General features: G+C 55.7%; 15 protein-coding genes. 9 read left to right on the top strand and 6 right to left on the bottom strand.

Annotation, left to right across the window (positions count from 1 at the left end):
• Positions 1 to 20: 20 nt before the first annotated feature.
• From ACN0UH_RS03965 to ACN0UH_RS03950, 4 genes are read right to left on the bottom strand one after another with little or no spacing between them, the layout of a single operon-like run.
• Positions 21 to 1310 (bottom strand): NAD(P)/FAD-dependent oxidoreductase, encoded by a 1290-nt coding sequence (locus tag ACN0UH_RS03965; RefSeq protein WP_417660839.1) that lies wholly within the window; start codon positions 1308 to 1310, stop codon positions 21 to 23.
• Complete coding sequence (locus ACN0UH_RS03960) at positions 1307 to 2050, bottom strand: amino acid ABC transporter ATP-binding protein (RefSeq protein WP_417660838.1); 744 nt, start codon at positions 2048 to 2050, stop codon at positions 1307 to 1309. Before ACN0UH_RS03960 ends, ACN0UH_RS03965 begins: the two co-directional genes overlap by 4 nt.
• Complete coding sequence (locus ACN0UH_RS03955) at positions 2047 to 2703, bottom strand: amino acid ABC transporter permease (RefSeq protein WP_417660837.1); 657 nt, start codon at positions 2701 to 2703, stop codon at positions 2047 to 2049. The genes ACN0UH_RS03960 and ACN0UH_RS03955 overlap by 4 nt, the downstream gene beginning before the upstream one ends.
• Positions 2704 to 2763: 60 nt before the next feature.
• Positions 2764 to 3525 (bottom strand): ABC transporter substrate-binding protein, encoded by a 762-nt coding sequence (locus ACN0UH_RS03950; protein ID WP_417660836.1) that lies wholly within the window; start codon positions 3523 to 3525, stop codon positions 2764 to 2766.
• Between the two features lie 157 nt (positions 3526 to 3682).
• Between ACN0UH_RS03950 and ACN0UH_RS03945 the strand changes: the two genes are divergently transcribed.
• A complete protein-coding gene (locus tag ACN0UH_RS03945) occupies positions 3683 to 4459 on the top strand; it encodes an IclR family transcriptional regulator (protein WP_417660835.1) in 777 nt (258 codons plus the stop codon).
• Positions 4460 to 4498: 39 nt separating this feature from the next.
• Here ACN0UH_RS03945 and hexR read toward each other — a convergent pair whose 3' ends face one another.
• Positions 4499 to 5368, bottom strand: a complete 870-nt coding sequence (gene hexR / locus ACN0UH_RS03940; protein WP_417660834.1) for a transcriptional regulator HexR — start codon at positions 5366 to 5368, stop codon at positions 4499 to 4501.
• Positions 5369 to 5567: 199 nt separating this feature from the next.
• Here hexR and zwf point away from each other — a divergent pair, with 199 nt between their 5' ends.
• Complete coding sequence (gene zwf / locus ACN0UH_RS03935; protein ID WP_417661101.1) at positions 5568 to 7007, top strand: glucose-6-phosphate dehydrogenase; 1440 nt, start codon at positions 5568 to 5570, stop codon at positions 7005 to 7007.
• A 192-nt stretch (positions 7008 to 7199) separates the two neighbouring features.
• Here the strand turns inward: zwf and ACN0UH_RS03930 are convergent, their stop codons facing one another.
• Positions 7200 to 7673 (bottom strand): hypothetical protein, encoded by a 474-nt coding sequence (locus ACN0UH_RS03930; protein ID WP_417660833.1) that lies wholly within the window; start codon positions 7671 to 7673, stop codon positions 7200 to 7202.
• Between the two features lie 280 nt (positions 7674 to 7953).
• Here ACN0UH_RS03930 and uvrD point away from each other — a divergent pair, with 280 nt between their 5' ends.
• The 7 genes from uvrD (at position 7954) to ACN0UH_RS03895 (ending at position 15151) form a co-directional block, all read left to right on the top strand.
• Positions 7954 to 10143: a DNA helicase II gene (gene uvrD / locus ACN0UH_RS03925; protein WP_417660832.1), complete on the top strand. Its 2190-nt coding sequence runs from the start codon at positions 7954 to 7956 to the stop codon at positions 10141 to 10143.
• A gap of 28 nt (positions 10144 to 10171) precedes the next feature.
• A complete protein-coding gene (locus ACN0UH_RS03920) occupies positions 10172 to 11266 on the top strand; it encodes a TRAP transporter substrate-binding protein (RefSeq protein WP_417660831.1) in 1095 nt (364 codons plus the stop codon).
• Positions 11267 to 11452: 186 nt separating this feature from the next.
• Positions 11453 to 12295, top strand: a complete 843-nt coding sequence (locus ACN0UH_RS03915; protein ID WP_417660830.1) for a Tim44 domain-containing protein — start codon at positions 11453 to 11455, stop codon at positions 12293 to 12295.
• A 274-nt stretch (positions 12296 to 12569) separates the two neighbouring features.
• Positions 12570 to 12977 (top strand): SMI1/KNR4 family protein, encoded by a 408-nt coding sequence (locus tag ACN0UH_RS03910; protein WP_417660829.1) that lies wholly within the window; start codon positions 12570 to 12572, stop codon positions 12975 to 12977.
• Between the two features lie 280 nt (positions 12978 to 13257).
• Positions 13258 to 14016, top strand: a complete 759-nt coding sequence (locus ACN0UH_RS03905; protein WP_417660828.1) for an SDR family NAD(P)-dependent oxidoreductase — start codon at positions 13258 to 13260, stop codon at positions 14014 to 14016.
• A gap of 154 nt (positions 14017 to 14170) precedes the next feature.
• Positions 14171 to 14653, top strand: coding sequence for an acyl-CoA thioesterase (locus ACN0UH_RS03900; RefSeq protein ID WP_417660827.1), 483 nt, complete (start codon positions 14171 to 14173; stop codon positions 14651 to 14653).
• 87 nt (positions 14654 to 14740) lie between these two features.
• On the top strand, positions 14741 to 15151 hold the full coding sequence (locus tag ACN0UH_RS03895) for a DUF3301 domain-containing protein (protein ID WP_417660826.1): 411 nt from the start codon (positions 14741 to 14743) through the stop codon (positions 15149 to 15151).
• Positions 15152 to 15212: the final 61 nt, after the last annotated feature.

Below are 15212 nucleotides of genomic sequence, written 5' to 3'. Positions count from 1 at the left end.
TTCGCATAGACAGCAATCCCCTAGAACAGCGCATCCAGCAGCCGGTACCACGCGATACCTGCCCCAAGATAGAGGCGCTGAAGCCTATGCAATGGAATTTGCCGGACTGGGCTGACAGGAAATGGAAACACCTCGTTCTTGCCCATCAACCGCAGCGCCAACCGCCTGCCAAGCGCCGTTGACAAAGCGACGCCACGCCCGTTGTAACCGAGCAGACAGGAAATGCCCGGAGCAGGCTCATGCAAGTGCGGTAAAAAATCCTGGGTCAGCGCCACGCGGCCGCTCCACCGATACTCGATGGGAGTACCAGCGAGTTGTGGGAAAAGCCCTGTTAACGAGCGCTCCAGATGTTCCCAGTCGGCCTGTCGAGATGGCTCGGAGAACGGTCCGCGCCCGCCAAGCAACAGACGCCCCTGCGCATCCTGCTTGAAATACAGCAGCAACCGGCGCGCGTCCGAACAGACTTCACCTCCCGGAAGAATACTTTCGCGCAACGACTGCGGCAGTGGCTTGGTGGCGACAATAAAACTGTTGGCGGCTATCAACGTTTGACGCAGCCCTGGTAACAGTTCGTCGCTGTAGCCGTTGGTTGCCAGCAACACCCGTTCAGCGCTCACATTGGCCCCTTGCGCAGTGCTCAACTGCCAACGCCCGTCGTGACGGCGCAACCCCGTAACACGACTACTACCGTGGATGCGCGCGCCTTTTTCACTGGCAATACGAGCCAGGCCGCGGGCATAACTAAGGGGATGCAGACTACCTGCACGCGGATCGACCCAACCCCCCAGGTAATTGCTACTGCCGATACGCTGGGTCACAGCAGCCTGATCAAGTAACTCAACCGCCACCCCGCGCTGACGCCACTGCTCGGCACGCTGCTCAATAGCGCGCATCGAAGTCGTGGATGCAGCTGGTTGAATCCAGCCTTTACGGGTTGCGTCGCACTGGATGGCATGGCGTTCAATCAGATTGAAGACCTCATCTGCAGCGCCCCCCGCCGCGTCAATCAGCGCTTGCCCGCGCTCGTCACCAAAACGAGCCAGCAATTGCTCGGGGTCGTATTTCAAGCCAGGAATTACTTGGCCGCCATTACGCCCGGAGGCACCCCAACCGGGCTCTCCAGCATCAAGAACACAGACATCGACTCCAGCCTCAGCGAGATACAGCGCGGTGACCAAACCGGTATAACCAGCGCCGACAATAACTACATCAGCACGGCAATCGACTGCCAACGGCGCCGTCTCTATGCCCGCCGCAGCGGTCGCCGCCCACAGCGAGTTTGGCAGGTGGGTGGGTCGCGATGCGCTCATGATGCAGAAGCCTCGTGGCTTAGCATGCGCCGCAAGAAATCTTGCGTACGCGCATGCTGCGGTGAGCTAAGCACTTGACGCGCTGGTCCTTCTTCGATGATCACGCCGCCATGCAGAAAACACACCTTGTCAGCAACATCACGGGCGAAACCCATCTCATGCGTCACTACCACCATGGTCATGCCTTCATCGGCCAACTGACGCATTACTGCCAAGACTTCGCCAACCAGTTCCGGATCAAGCGCGGAGGTCGGCTCGTCAAAAAGAATTGCTTTGGGTTTCATCGCCAGCGCCCGCGCAATTGCCACGCGCTGTTGCTGGCCTCCTGACAATTCGTCCGGGTAGGCATCCATGCGATGTGATAAACCGACCTTTTCCAACAGGGCACGAGCATCCTCACGGGCCTGCCCTGGGTTTTCCTTCTTCACATAGACCGGCCCTTCCATGACATTTTCCAAGGCCGTGCGATGAGGAAACAGATTAAAACGCTGAAACACCATCGCCACTTGAGTGCGAATTTCGTGAATGCGCTTATCGTGCCGGTTAACTTTTTCACCGCCTACCAAGACATCACCCTGGTCGTAACTTTCCAGACCATTTATGCAACGCAGCAGTGTCGACTTTCCGGAGCCGGAGGGGCCAATCAAGCAAACCACTTCACCGCTATTGACGCTCAAGTCGATACCTTCAAGCACTTTCATATTGCCGAAGCTTTTGTGCAGCGCCTTGATCTCAATCATTTGGACTTCCTCACGCCAATTCGCGCTTCCAACCGACGCAGCGCGTAGGACAGCGGCAAGCTCAGGGCCAGATAGAGCAACGCCACCAAGGTATAAACGGTCATATTCTCGAAGGTCGACGAAGCAATCAGCTGCCCCGCACGCGTCATTTCAGCCACGGTAATAGTGGAAACCAGCGAGGAGTCCTTGAGCATCATCACCAGCGTATTGCCATAAGGCGGCAGCGCAATACGGAACGCCTGTGGCAGCACCACACGGCGCATGACCATCGCACCGCGCATTCCGATAGACTCTGCGGCCTCAATCTGGCCTTGATGAATGGCCTGGATGCCCGCGCGAAAGTTTTCAGCTTGATAGGCCGAATAGGCGATACCCAAACCAATGACACCGGCCTGAAAAGCACTTAGCTGGATACCAAAATCAGGTAAAACGAAATAGATGTAAAACAACTGCACGATAATTGGCAGGCCACGAATGATGCTGACCAGGCCTATGGCGAACAGGGCTATCGGGCGCACTTTAGAAACCATCATCAGCGCCAGCAGCAAACCGAGTACAGAGCTGAGCAGGAATGAGCCAGCCGTGACCTGAATCGTGACCACCGCCCCTTTCAAAAGAATAGGGAGGAAGTCCAGAGCATTCTGCAAGAACATAAGACTACCCAAGGCTTAACAGAGGGAGCCGCCCGCCAGCTTCAGCGGGCTGGCGAAAGATCAGTTGAGCTTCCACTTCTCAATGATGCGCTCAAGCGAACCGTCGGCCTTGATCGCCGCGATACCCTTGTTGACTCGAGCGAGCATCTCGCTGTCGCCTTTACGCACCACCAGGCAGACATCACCCATGATCACTGGCTGGTAATCACGCACCAGGCGCACTTGATCATGGCCGCCTTGAGCCAACTGGTATGCCATGATCGGGCGATCGGCAAAGCCCGCCTTGATTCGGCCAAGGGTCAGGTCGCGCATCAGGTCGGCGATAGAGTCATAGCCGCGCACTTCCTTGAATATTCCGCGCTTGTTCAACTCATCGAAGAACACCGTCCCCACTTGGGCACCAACAACCTGACCGGCCAGATCTTCCATCTTGGTGTAGGCCGTCTGGTCATCCGCCTTAACCATCAAACCCTCGCCATAACTGAAAACCGGGTCAGAGAACTGCACCACTTTTTCACGCACAGGCGTGCGCAACATGGCCGCAGAAATCACGTCGATCTTCTTCGAAGTCAGAGAAGGAATCAGTGCTGAGAATGTCGTTTGCTGGATACCGACCTCGAAACCAGCCGCATCAGCCACTGCCTGCACGGCATCGATCATCATGCCTTGGATGCTCTGGCTCTTGACGTCGAGAAAGGTAAAGGGAACGCCGGTAGCGGTTGCTCCGACCCTGTATTGAGGCTCAGTAGCGGCACTGACGGAACCCGCAAAACCGCTGACCATTACGCATAGAAGCACGAGTGAACGCAAACGTGTGTACATGGTTTATCTCCAATTGGACGCTGTTATTGTCGTAAGTCCTTGATGGATGGCCTCAGGGGTCGGCAGGAGGCACAAACTGACTATAAACAATTTACAAGAATCGTAAAGAGATTTATAAGTATCGATAATCGATACGATAACAACACAAAGGCCAGCCATGAGCGAAGACAACAGCACTCTGTTCAATCAGTCACTGGAAAAAGGACTCGCGGTTTTACGCGCTTTCGATGCACACCGCCGCACCATGAACCTAGCCGAGGTGGCTGAAGCCGCTGGCATCAACAAGAGTTCAGCCCAGCGCATGATCCATACGCTGGAACAGCTCGGTTATGTCCGTAAGCACCCGCTAACGAAACGCTTCCAATTGACACCCCGAGTAATGGAGATCGGTTATAACTACCTCGCCGCCGACACCTTGGTGGATGTGGCGAATCCATTCCTGGCCGAGTTGGCACAGGTCACTGGCGAAACCACCAACCTGACCGAGCCAGACGGCTTGGAGATGGTCTATGTCGCTCGATTCGTCGCGCCCAAATTTATTCCTATTCACATGCCCATCGGCAGCCGCATACCCATGTATTGCACCGGCTCTGGCCGTGCTTATTTGAGCGCGTTGATGGATACACAGATCGACACGTTGCTGGGCGCCAGCGACCTGAAGCGGCACACCCTGCACACTCTGACTTCGATGGATGAAATTCGCGCACAGATCGAAGCGACTCGTCGCCAAGGATATGCGACCAACAAAGAGGAATTGTTTCTCGGCGACATGACAATCGCGGCGCCTATTCTCGGCAGCCAAGGCCTGCCCGTTGCGGCCGTGCATGTGGTGGCCCCGACCAGTCGCTGGACCCTGGAAGAAGCAGAACGCAAGCTTGCACCCGCAGTTATTGAGTGCGCTCGAGCAATCCGCACTTCGATTCGCACCCTATGATTGAGCGCTGCGCACAACCAAGCTACAGGGGAAGGACGCTCAGATGTCCTCGGACGCCCGCACCGACTTCGGAGACAAACGCAGGCTGCGAAGGCTGCGCTTGACGCTCTTCAGGTGGTTAACCAGCGACGGGCCACGCGCCATGGCAACGCCCATCGCAAGCACGTCAATGACCACCAAGTGGGCGATGCGCGAGGTCAGCGGGGTATAGATTTCGGTGTCTTCGTGAACATCCACCGCCAAGTTGACGCTAGCCAGGTCAGCCAAAGGAGTCTGACTCGGGCATAGGGTAATCAGCGTAGCGCCGGTTTCACGTACCAGATTGGCGGTGACCAGCAAGTCCTTGGAGCGCCCAGACTGGGAAATACAAATAGCCACATCATTGGGCTTGAGGGTGACCGCTGACATCGCCTGCATATGTGGGTCTGAATAGGCCGCTGCCGTCAGCAGCAAACGGAAAAACTTGTGCTGGGCATCCGCCGCCACTGCACCTGATGCACCAAAGCCATAAAACTCCACACGCTGCGCATTGGCACAGGCAGCAATTGCCTGCTGCAACGCTTGCGGATCAAGCTTTTCACGCACTTCCATCAAGGTGTGCAGCGTGGTGTCGAAGATTTTCAGACTGAAATCCGAGACCGAGTCATCTTCATGGATCGCAAACTGGCCAAAACTGGCGCCGGCGGCAAGACTTTGCGCCAGCTTCAGCTTGAGATCCTGGAATCCGGTACAACCAATCGCCCGACAAAATCGCACGATGGTTGGCTCGCTGATTCCGACACTGTGCGCAAGCTCGGCCATGGAGCTGTGCATGACAACTGCAGGATCAAGTAGCACGTGATCAGCCACCTTAAGCTCGGATTTACGGAGCAAGTGGCGCGATTGAGTGATGTGCTGCAACAAATTCACAAGATTAGACTCGGTATTTAACAGGCATGTGAGTCGCCAAGAACCTAACCCGAGTTAGTCTACAAAAACGGACAGGGTTGTGGCCTGACGACACGGTGAAGTAATCATTGCTGTAGTGACTTTGTAGTTATACTACATGAGTGCGTGTATCGCACTGTTTAACCGAGCTGGAGTTGCGATTTTGAGTATTGCGTGTGACATGTTGGTTTTTGGCGGCACCGGCGATCTGGCTCTGCATAAACTGCTTCCAGCGCTCTATTACCTGCATCGCGACGGTCGCCTGCATGCTGATATGCGGATCATTGCCTTGGCCCGCAGCAAGCACAGCAGCGCTGACTACAAAAGCCTTGCAGAGCGACATTGCCGAGCAAAAATCGCCGAATCTGACTTCGATCCGCAGTGCTGGCAAGCCTTTAGCGACCGTCTCGACTACTTCGCCATGGACGCCTCGCAACGCACTGACTTTGCTCGCTTGGCGCAGTTTCTGGGCAACATCGAAAAGCGTGTGCGGGTTTACTACCTCGCGACCGCCCCGGACCTGTTCGAAGCCATCGCTGCACACTTGAAAACCGCCGGCTTGGCTGACGCCTACTCGCGCATCGTGCTGGAGAAACCTATCGGTCACTCCTTACTGTCGGCACAAGCAATCAATGCATCGCTGGGTAATGTATTTGATGAGTCGCAGGTGTTTCGCATTGACCACTATCTCGGCAAGGAAACCGTACAGAATCTGATGGCACTGCGTTTTGCCAACATGCTCTTCGAGCCCATCTGGCGTGCGGCGCACATCGACCACGTACAAATCAGCGTCTGCGAAACTCTTGGCGTCGAAAACCGTGGCAACTACTACGAACACGCTGGCGCCATGCGCGACATGGTGCAAAACCACTTATTGCAATTACTCTGCCTGGTTGCGATGGAGCCACCGGTGCGCTTTGACGCCGAGTCGGTGCGCAACGAGAAGGTCAAAGTACTCGAAGCCCTGAGGCCGATAACCGACCAGGATGTCCGCGACAAAACCGTGCGCGGGCAATACACCGCAGGCCAGATCGCTGGCCAACCCGTGCCTGCCTACTACTTCGAGAAAAATGTCGATAACGACAGCGATACCGAAACCTTCGTCGCGATTCAGGCACAGGTCGAAAATTGGCGCTGGGCTGGGGTGCCATTTTATCTGCGTACCGGCAAACGCCTGGCCGAAAAAACTTCGGAGATTCTGATTCAATTCAAGCCCGTGCCCCATGCGCTGTTTGCCGAAGGCGATGCCAATCAATTGCTGATTCGCCTCCAACCGGAAGAGCGCATCAGCCTGCATCTGATGGCGAAAAATCCCGGTAAAGGCATGAAACTGGAGCCGGTTGCGCTTGATCTGAATCTGGCCACCGCATTCAAGCAACAACGCCGCTGGGACGCCTACGAACGCTTGCTGCTAGATGTGATTGACGGCGATTCGACATTGTTTATGCGCCGCGATGAGGTTGAGGCCGCGTGGCGCTGGGTGGATCCGATCATCAAAGGCTGGCAGCAACATTATCAGCGCCCGCGACCTTATCCCGCTGGCAGCAACGGGCCAGAACAGCTGCAACATTTACTTGAGCGACACGGACGAAAGTGGATGCAATCGCCGGGTTCAAGCTGAGCGAGCGGCGATAACTTCGACCAGTTTCGGCGGCAAATACCGACTCAACTGGTTGTTGCTCAGAGGCAATAGCTTTGGCAGCAATTGCATCAACGCAAGCGGGCTGAGCCTGGCGCAAACACTTGCCTGACGCTGCATGGACAGCATGCCAATCACCCGGACCACAGCCTCCATGTGCCGACGTTGTGCAGCCTATTCGGCAAGACGCGCCAAAAAATCAGTCGAGCAACCACGCAATCCCTGCCCGGCAACCGGAAGGTTTTCCATGTGCTCAAGAATCGACACTACATAGCCTTCGTTATTGAGCGCAAAAAACAGCACCTTCAACTGCGCCGCAGAAAGAAAGTTGGCGAAATCAGCGGCTGTCGAGAATGCATGAATGCTACAAAGCTCTTGGGTCAGCTCAATGTGGAACTCTTCTGGCAAGTCCATGTAGTCATCACGTATGGCTTGCGGCTGCAGATACCTGACCACCTGCGCAATCAGGGGCATCGGCATGCTCTGAGCGAGACGCGTAAATTGTTCGGTCGATAACTGGGTAATAAGCCCAGCCGCCTGTTTAGGGCGAATCCGACCCAGTATTGCCTGCTTAAATGGCAGAGGAATTCTGCCTTTACAGGCCATCAAAAGGCGTACAGCAACGTTGATCTGCGCAGAACCTGGCATGGCAACCTTCCTTAAAAGCCAACCAAACTGAGTCATTTCACTGTCAGCCCTGAGCCGGACCCGATTAGCACGGCAGACGCCCGCTCAGCTCGACAGATAGCCAATTAACATCACACCTTTGTACTGGCTGTAACCAACCAATCGTTAGCAAACGACTGATCTTGTTTGACACCCGGCAACGGCCCGGAACAGAGGTATTTTTCAGTTAACAGCGCAAACCCTGAACTGATTACTTAAACAGTGGTTTGCCCTGCGTGCGCCAGCCCCCTAGAATGCTGCGATGCATGATGATCTCTCGCTTCTCCTCAACTCTCTGAATGACGCCCAACGCCAAGCCGTAGCGGCTGGTCTTGGCCGTCAATTGGTCCTGGCCGGCGCTGGCTCCGGTAAAACCCGTGTGTTGGTGCACCGTATCGCTTGGTTGATCCAGGTTGAAAACGCTTCACCCCACAGCATTTTGTCGGTGACCTTTACCAACAAAGCCGCAGCCGAAATGCGTGTGCGTATTGAGCAGATGCTCGGTACCAGCCCGGCCGGCATGTGGGTTGGCACCTTCCACGGCTTGGCCCATCGGTTATTACGCGCACACTGGCAAGAAGCCGGTCTGACCGAAAATTTCCAAATTCTCGACTCTGATGACCAGCAACGCTTGGTAAAACGAGTGATTCGCGAACTGGGCCTGGATGAGCAGCGCTGGCCGCCACGTCAGGCGCAGTGGTTTATTAACGGCCAGAAAGACGAAGGTCTGCGCCCGCAACACACCCAGCCCGGCGGCGATCTGTTCCTCGCGACCATGCTGAAAATCTACGAAGCCTATGAAGCCGCTTGCGCACGTGCGGGCGTCATCGACTTCTCCGAGCTACTGCTGCGTGCGCTGGATCTATGGCGTGACAAGCCGGGCTTGCTGGAACATTACCAGCGCCGCTTCCGGCATATTCTGGTCGACGAATTTCAGGACACCAATGCCGTGCAATACGCCTGGCTGCGCATCCTTGCCAAAGGCGGCGACAGCTTTATGGTGGTTGGCGATGACGACCAATCGATTTACGGCTGGCGCGGCGCCAAGATTGAGAATATCCAACAGTTCTCCAACGACTTTGCCGACGCTGAAATTATCCGCTTGGAGCAAAACTACCGCTCCACGGCTGGCATCCTCAAAGCCGCTAACGCCCTGATCGCCAATAACCAAGGGCGCCTGGGTAAAGAACTGTGGACCGAAGATGCGGATGGCGAACCCATCAGCCTGTATGCCGCTTTCAACGAACACGACGAAGCGCGTTATGTCGTCGAGTCGATTGAGGATGCGCTGCGCAAAGACGGCCTCAAGCGTAGCGAAATCGCCATTCTATATCGCTCCAACGCCCAGTCGCGGGTACTTGAAGAAGCCTTGCTGCGCGAGAAAATCCCTTACCGCATTTATGGCGGTCAGCGCTTCTTCGAGCGCGCTGAAATCAAGAACGCGATGGCTTACATGCGCATGCTTGATGGCCGCGGCAACGATGCTGCGCTGGAGCGAATCATCAACGTACCGGCCCGAGGTATCGGCGAAAAAACTGTAGAAACCATTCGCGAATTTGCCCGCAGCAATGATGTGGCGATGTGGGAAGCCATACAACTGATGGTTGCGGGCAAGCTGCTGCCGGGGCGTGCGTCTGGCGCACTGGCGGGGTTTATCGAGCTGATTGAAAACCTCGCGGCCAAAGTGCTGGAAATGCCGCTGCACCTGATGGCCCAGACCGTCATCGAGCAAAGTGGTTTGATCGCTTACCACCAGGCTGAAAAAGGCGAAAAAGCCCAGGCTCGTATCGAAAACCTTGAGGAACTGGTCAGCGCCGCGCGCAGCTTCGAGAATGACGAAGATGACGAACAAACACCGCTGCAAGCATTCCTTGGCCATGCTTCGCTTGAGGCCGGTGACACACAAGCGGCCGAGCATGAAGACAGCATTCAACTGATGACCCTGCACAGTGCCAAGGGCCTTGAGTTCCCGCAGGTGTTTTTGGTCGGCGTCGAGGAAGGCCTGTTCCCGCACAAGATGAGCCTTGAAGAGCCCGGTCGCCTCGAAGAAGAGCGCCGCCTGGCCTACGTAGGCATCACCCGGGCCATGCAGAAACTGGTGATCAGCTACGCCGAAACACGGCGCCTGTACGGCAGCGAAACCTATAACAAGGTTTCGCGCTTCGTCCGCGAAATTCCGCCAACACTGATCCAGGAAGTGCGCCTGTCCAACAGCGTCAGTCGTCCGTACGGGGGCAGCAGTCAGGGCACCAGCAGCAGCTCGATGTTCGCTGGCAGCGAGATTCCACAAACCGCATTCAGCCTCGGCCAACGCGTACGCCATGCATTGTTCGGCGAGGGCACCATCCTTAACTTTGAGGGTTCTGGCGCGCAGGCACGGGTACAAGTGAATTTTGAAGATGAAGGCAGTAAGTGGCTGATGCTCAGCTACGCCAAATTAGACGCGTTATAACAATAACCGCACACAGGGGAAGATATTGATGAACCGCCGCAACTTGCTCGGCGCTGCCGTCGCACTGTTCGCCGCCATGGGCCTGGCTGGCTGCAAAGAAGAAACCAAGGCAACAACCGCAGAAACCAGCGCACCGGCACAAAGTTTCCACTGGAAGATGGTCACCGCCTGGCCAAAGAACTACCCAGGGCTGGGCACCGCAGCAGAACGGCTGGCCGAACGAGTCTCGACCATGAGCAACGGCCGCCTGACCATCAAGGTTTATGCCGCGGGTGAACTCGTTCCGGCGCTTGAGGTGTTTGATGCAGTTTCACGCGGCACAGCTGAACTCGGCCACGGCGCAGCGTATTACTGGAAAGGTAAAGTACCAGCCGCACAGTTCTTCACTGCGGTGCCTTTTGGCCTGTCAGCCAGCGAGATGAATGCGTGGCTGAGCAAGGGCGACGGTCAGAAACTCTGGGACGAGGCCTATGCACCTTTCGGCGTTAAACCGATGGTTGTGGGCAACACCGGCATGCAAATGGGCGGCTGGTACAACAAGGAAATTAACTCGCTGGACGACCTCAAAGGTCTGAAAATCCGCATGCCGGGCCTCGGCGGCGAAGTACTCAGCCGCTTGGGTGCAACCACAGTCAATCTACCGGGCGGCGAAGTGTTCACCGCGCTGGAAACCGGCGCAATTGATGCAACCGACTGGGTCAGCCCATATAACGATTTGGCGTTTGGCCTGAACAAATCGGCCAAATACTACTATTTCCCGGGCTGGCAAGAACCGCAAGCTGTGCTTGAGTTGTTGATTAATCAGAAAGCCCTCGACAGCTTGCCGCAAGACCTGCGCGCGATCCTTACCGAAGCCACGCTGGCGGCTAATCAGGACATGATGGACGACTACGTTTATCACAACGCCACAGCGCTGGTTGAGTTGAAGAAACAAGGCACACAACTCAAGCGCTTCCCAGATGAAGTTCTCGCTGCAATGAAACAGCAATCCAGCGCAGTACTGGGTGAATTGGCTGGGCAAAGCGAGCTGAACACACGTATCTGGAACTCGATGAAGGCCTTCCAGGAGCAGGTCACGCCAATGCACGAAGTCTCTGAAAAAGAGCTTTACAACTGGCGCTGAGACTGAGCCTTCTTAAGCCGATGCTCTGTGCACATAATGTGTTGAGGGCATCGGCGTCTCGCCCCTGCATTGACTGCTCAGCGCAGAAAAAACCCGAAACATTCTCTCGCTAGTCATCCTGACAGCGCTCACGCAGTATCGCCTGCATAGCTTCATCACTTGTTTACCACCAAGAGACACACTCTCATGCAACGTTTCATCAGCCTCGCCATGGTGCTTTGCATGGCCATGACTTTCAGCCTGCACGCCGACGCCAAGCGTTTTGGCGGCGGCAAATCATTCGGCTCGGCGCCAAGCCATCAAACCCGCCAGGCTGCGCCGCAATCACAACCCAATGCCGGTGCAGCCGCTGCCGGTCGTCCCGCAGCTGCAAGCGGGGCTTCGCGCTGGCTTGGCCCGTTGGCCGGCTTGGCTGCGGGCGGTTTGTTGGCCTCGATGTTTATGGGCGATGGTTTCCAGGGCATGCAGATCTTTGATTTCCTGATCATCGGCCTGATCGCCTTTATGATCTTCCGCTTTCTCGCCGCCCGTCGTCAGGCCGCACAGCCGCATACAGCTAACGGCGCGCCGATGCAGCGTGAAGTGCCAGGGAATGACTCGCCTGCAGCTTCGATATTCGGCAATAAGGCCGCAGCCAGTAAGCCGGTGATCAATGCACCTGCGTGGTTCAACGAGCAAAACTTTATCGCCGCTGGCCGTGAACACTTTATGAACCTGCAACAGCATTGGGACGCCAATGAGATGGAGCAGATCAGTGAGTTCGTAACACCGCAGTTGCTTGAGTTCCTCAAGCGTGAGCGTGCTGATCTGGGTGATGGCTTCCAGGCCACCTACATCGATGAGCTTGATGTGCAGCTTGATGGTGTCGACGACCAGAGCGACAAAACCATCGCCACTCTGACGTTCAGCGGTATCGCCAAAACCTCACGCTTCGATCAAGGCGAAGCCTTTAGCGAAAGCTGGCGTCTTGAACGGGTCACTGGCGAAAACCAGCCGTGGATTGTTGCAGGCATCCGCCAGAACGCATAAATCCAGCCTTGGGCGTTGCAACCTTCTGAAGTGGCGCAAAGCTACCAGCGGTTGCAGCGCACCAGCCCCGGACTGGATCACGCTGCCACTGAACCAACCGAGGTTTTAGCGCAGCGACCTCGAAGTCAAAAACCGGCACATATTCCACTCAGCAAAATTGCATGCACAATTGGGCTGTTTGCCTGCGCTTGGCTACTGTATAAAGCGCCCATTGCCGATGCGATCCTAGCTCTGCAATCCTACCGCTAGCCATCAACCGTCCAGGAGCCCGCCCGTGGAAGAAGTTATTGATCAACTACGCGAACTGAACGAACCGGTTCCAGTGCCGCTTGAGCTGCCTGAAGAAGAGTTGCTAGTCGAAATTCAGGAGCAAATCCTGATTCACTTGCCTTATGAGTTGCGTGAGTTTCTGCTCAAAGTCAGCGATGTGGTGTATGGCCGTCTTGAGCCTGTGACTGCAACTGACCCGCAATCTCACACCTATCTACCCGAAGTAGCCTCAGTTGCCTGGTCACTGGGCGTACCTCGTGAACTGGTGCCGATCTGTGAAGATCGCGGCAATTACTACTGTGTTGAAGAAGATGGCACCGTAGTTCTCTGGGAACAGGACACCGAAGAACTCAGTGAAGAAAACTGGGAATCGGTTTGGCACTGGGTCCGCGATGTCTGGCTGGAAAGCTGATTGAGCTGAATCCGTGAGTGCAGGCGCGATCCAGCGCCTGCCATGATTGACAGCAAGGCATTTTCACACCGATCATGTGTGAAATAATGAACAACATGTTCTAAATAGCGCTCGCCGCCTGATTAACCACGCACAGACTGAACAACCGAGCAGGCTCAAGCGTCTCAACTCACAAGCTTGCTGCACAAACGCTCGGGAAATTGCCAATCTAATTGCAACGTACAACTACGCTTGATGGAAGCCTCACCCACACACGGAAATCACCACTGGAGTTAGCCTTATGAGCACACCTGTCGTCCTTATCACTGGCGCCGCTGGCGGACTCGGTCGGGCCATCGCCAAACGCTTTTCACAAAGCCGTTGGCGTGTGACAGCCACTGATGTCGACAAAAGTGGTTTGCACTCACTCAATACCTTGGTGCCGTTGGATTACAGTGCGACTGCTGATCTGCGCAGTGCCAAAAATTGTCATGATCTGATCGCGGCAGTACTGGCCAGCACGGGTCGTATCGATGCGGTTATCAACGCTGCTGGTGTCTGGCGCGAAGGGCCGGTTGAAAAGTTCAGTGAAGAAGACTTCGATCTGGTGATGGGGGTTAATCTCAAGGCAGCCTTCTATCTCGGCCAGGCCGCAACGCCACATTTGAAAGAAAGCCGTGGCTGTATCGTCAATATTGCCAGCGATGCAGGTCGCCAGGCCTACCGTGGTTCAGCCGCCTACTGTGCGAGCAAAGCCGGACTGGTGATGCTAAGCAAGACCATGGCTCTTGAACTCGCAGAGTTTGGTGTGCGGGTTAATGTGGTGTCGCCCGGCGATATCGCCACGCCAATGCTCGACTATCAAGCGGAACGCTACGGCAACGGCAACCCAAAGGCTTACAAGCGCGAATTGCTTAGCCAGTACCCTCAAGGCCGTGAAGCGCGCTTCCTGCGCCCGGAAGAAGTCGCCGAGATGGTCTGGTTTCTCTGTCAACCTGCAGCCGAAGCCATTACTGGCGCCGACATGGCCATTGACTTCGGTATCTCTGCCGGTAAGTAATATCAACCCAATAACCGCGTGTGCCGACAACACGCGGTTCCCCGCTTAACACCTGCCTGCAGTATTGCCGAGCGACGCAAACACTGACTGACTATTGATTCAAACCGGCAATGTGTTTGAATCCTTCCTCCTTCAAGATACGGACACTCAGCTAATGGTTCCCGGAAACGCACAATTGACGATGACCGTGCTGATGACCCCAGATATGGCCAACTTCTCTGGCAAAGTCCACGGAGGCACGCTGCTTAAGTATCTGGACGAAGTGGCCTACGCTTGTGCCAGCCGCTACGCTGGCAGCTATGTAGTGACGCTGTCTGTTGATCAAGTGACCTTTCGCCAGCCAATTCACGTCGGTGAACTGGTGACCTTTCTCGCCTCAGTCAACTTCACCGGCACCACCTCAATGGAAGTCGGCATCAAGGTCGTGACTGAAAATATTCGTGAACGCTCAGTGCGCCATACCAACAGCTGCTTTTTCACCATGGTTGCCGTCGATGACCAAGGCCGCTCGATGAAAGTGCCACCGCGCCAACCAGAAACCCCCGAAGAACAGCGCCGTTTTACCAAGGGCCAACAACGCCGTGCGATCCGCCAGGAAATGGAGCACCGCTACAAACAACTCAAAGAGCAAGGCTAACCAAGGCCGCGCAATAGCAGACAATATCGGGCCCGGCTGGCAAGATGCAGCATTGTCTGCCCTGCACGGCTCAACTGGAGCTTCACCATGCTGACCCTCGGCAATATCTTCGTGCTAATGCTGCTCGCCACTGCTGGCGCCTGGCTTTGGCATGCCCATGGGTTGCGTGAGCGCACGCTGGTGTTAGTCAAACAATACTGTGAGAAAGCCGACATCGAGCTGCTGGATGAAAACGTCGCGTTTCGCAAAATCACACTGCTCAAAGATGGCAAAGGACGCAAACGTATCGCCCGCGTTTATGGCTTCGAATTCACGGTGACGGGCGAACAACGCCATGCGGGTCAGGTCATCATGTTCGGGCCCAACCTTGGCAGCATTGAGCTGGCGCCGCATCCATTTCGCGAGCCTCAAAGCGAAGATCCGCAAGTGGTGCGCCAACCTCCGCAGGTTATCGAACTGGATCAATGGCGCCGTGAGCGGCGCCCGCCGCCGCAATAACTCTCGGTTTGCGTAATCGCATCGCACTTGACCGCCCAATTGCTTTGCCGCTGACAAGCGC

This window comes from Pseudomonas sp. (assembly GCF_048265905.1).
Taxonomy (GTDB): Bacteria; Pseudomonadota; Gammaproteobacteria; order Pseudomonadales; family Pseudomonadaceae; genus Aquipseudomonas.
This window is presented reverse-complemented; position numbering and strand designations above follow the sequence as displayed.

Coding starts and splice junctions, on each gene's coding strand:
- zwf (WP_417661101.1), top strand. CDS start 5,568: ATGTTGGTTTTTGGCGGCACCGGCGATCTGGCTCTGCATAAACTGCTT.
- ACN0UH_RS03915 (WP_417660830.1), top strand. CDS start 11,453: ATGCAACGTTTCATCAGCCTCGCCATGGTGCTTTGCATGGCCATGACT.
- ACN0UH_RS03905 (WP_417660828.1), top strand. CDS start 13,258: ATGAGCACACCTGTCGTCCTTATCACTGGCGCCGCTGGCGGACTCGGT.
- ACN0UH_RS03945 (WP_417660835.1), top strand. CDS start 3,683: ATGAGCGAAGACAACAGCACTCTGTTCAATCAGTCACTGGAAAAAGGA.
- ACN0UH_RS03960 (WP_417660838.1), bottom strand. CDS start 2,050: ATGATTGAGATCAAGGCGCTGCACAAAAGCTTCGGCAATATGAAAGTG.
- ACN0UH_RS03950 (WP_417660836.1), bottom strand. CDS start 3,525: ATGTACACACGTTTGCGTTCACTCGTGCTTCTATGCGTAATGGTCAGC.
- uvrD (WP_417660832.1), top strand. CDS start 7,954: ATGCATGATGATCTCTCGCTTCTCCTCAACTCTCTGAATGACGCCCAA.
- ACN0UH_RS03920 (WP_417660831.1), top strand. CDS start 10,172: ATGAACCGCCGCAACTTGCTCGGCGCTGCCGTCGCACTGTTCGCCGCC.
- ACN0UH_RS03930 (WP_417660833.1), bottom strand. CDS start 7,673: ATGCCAGGTTCTGCGCAGATCAACGTTGCTGTACGCCTTTTGATGGCC.
- ACN0UH_RS03965 (WP_417660839.1), bottom strand. CDS start 1,310: ATGAGCGCATCGCGACCCACCCACCTGCCAAACTCGCTGTGGGCGGCG.
- ACN0UH_RS03895 (WP_417660826.1), top strand. CDS start 14,741: ATGCTGACCCTCGGCAATATCTTCGTGCTAATGCTGCTCGCCACTGCT.
- ACN0UH_RS03900 (WP_417660827.1), top strand. CDS start 14,171: ATGGTTCCCGGAAACGCACAATTGACGATGACCGTGCTGATGACCCCA.
- ACN0UH_RS03955 (WP_417660837.1), bottom strand. CDS start 2,703: ATGTTCTTGCAGAATGCTCTGGACTTCCTCCCTATTCTTTTGAAAGGG.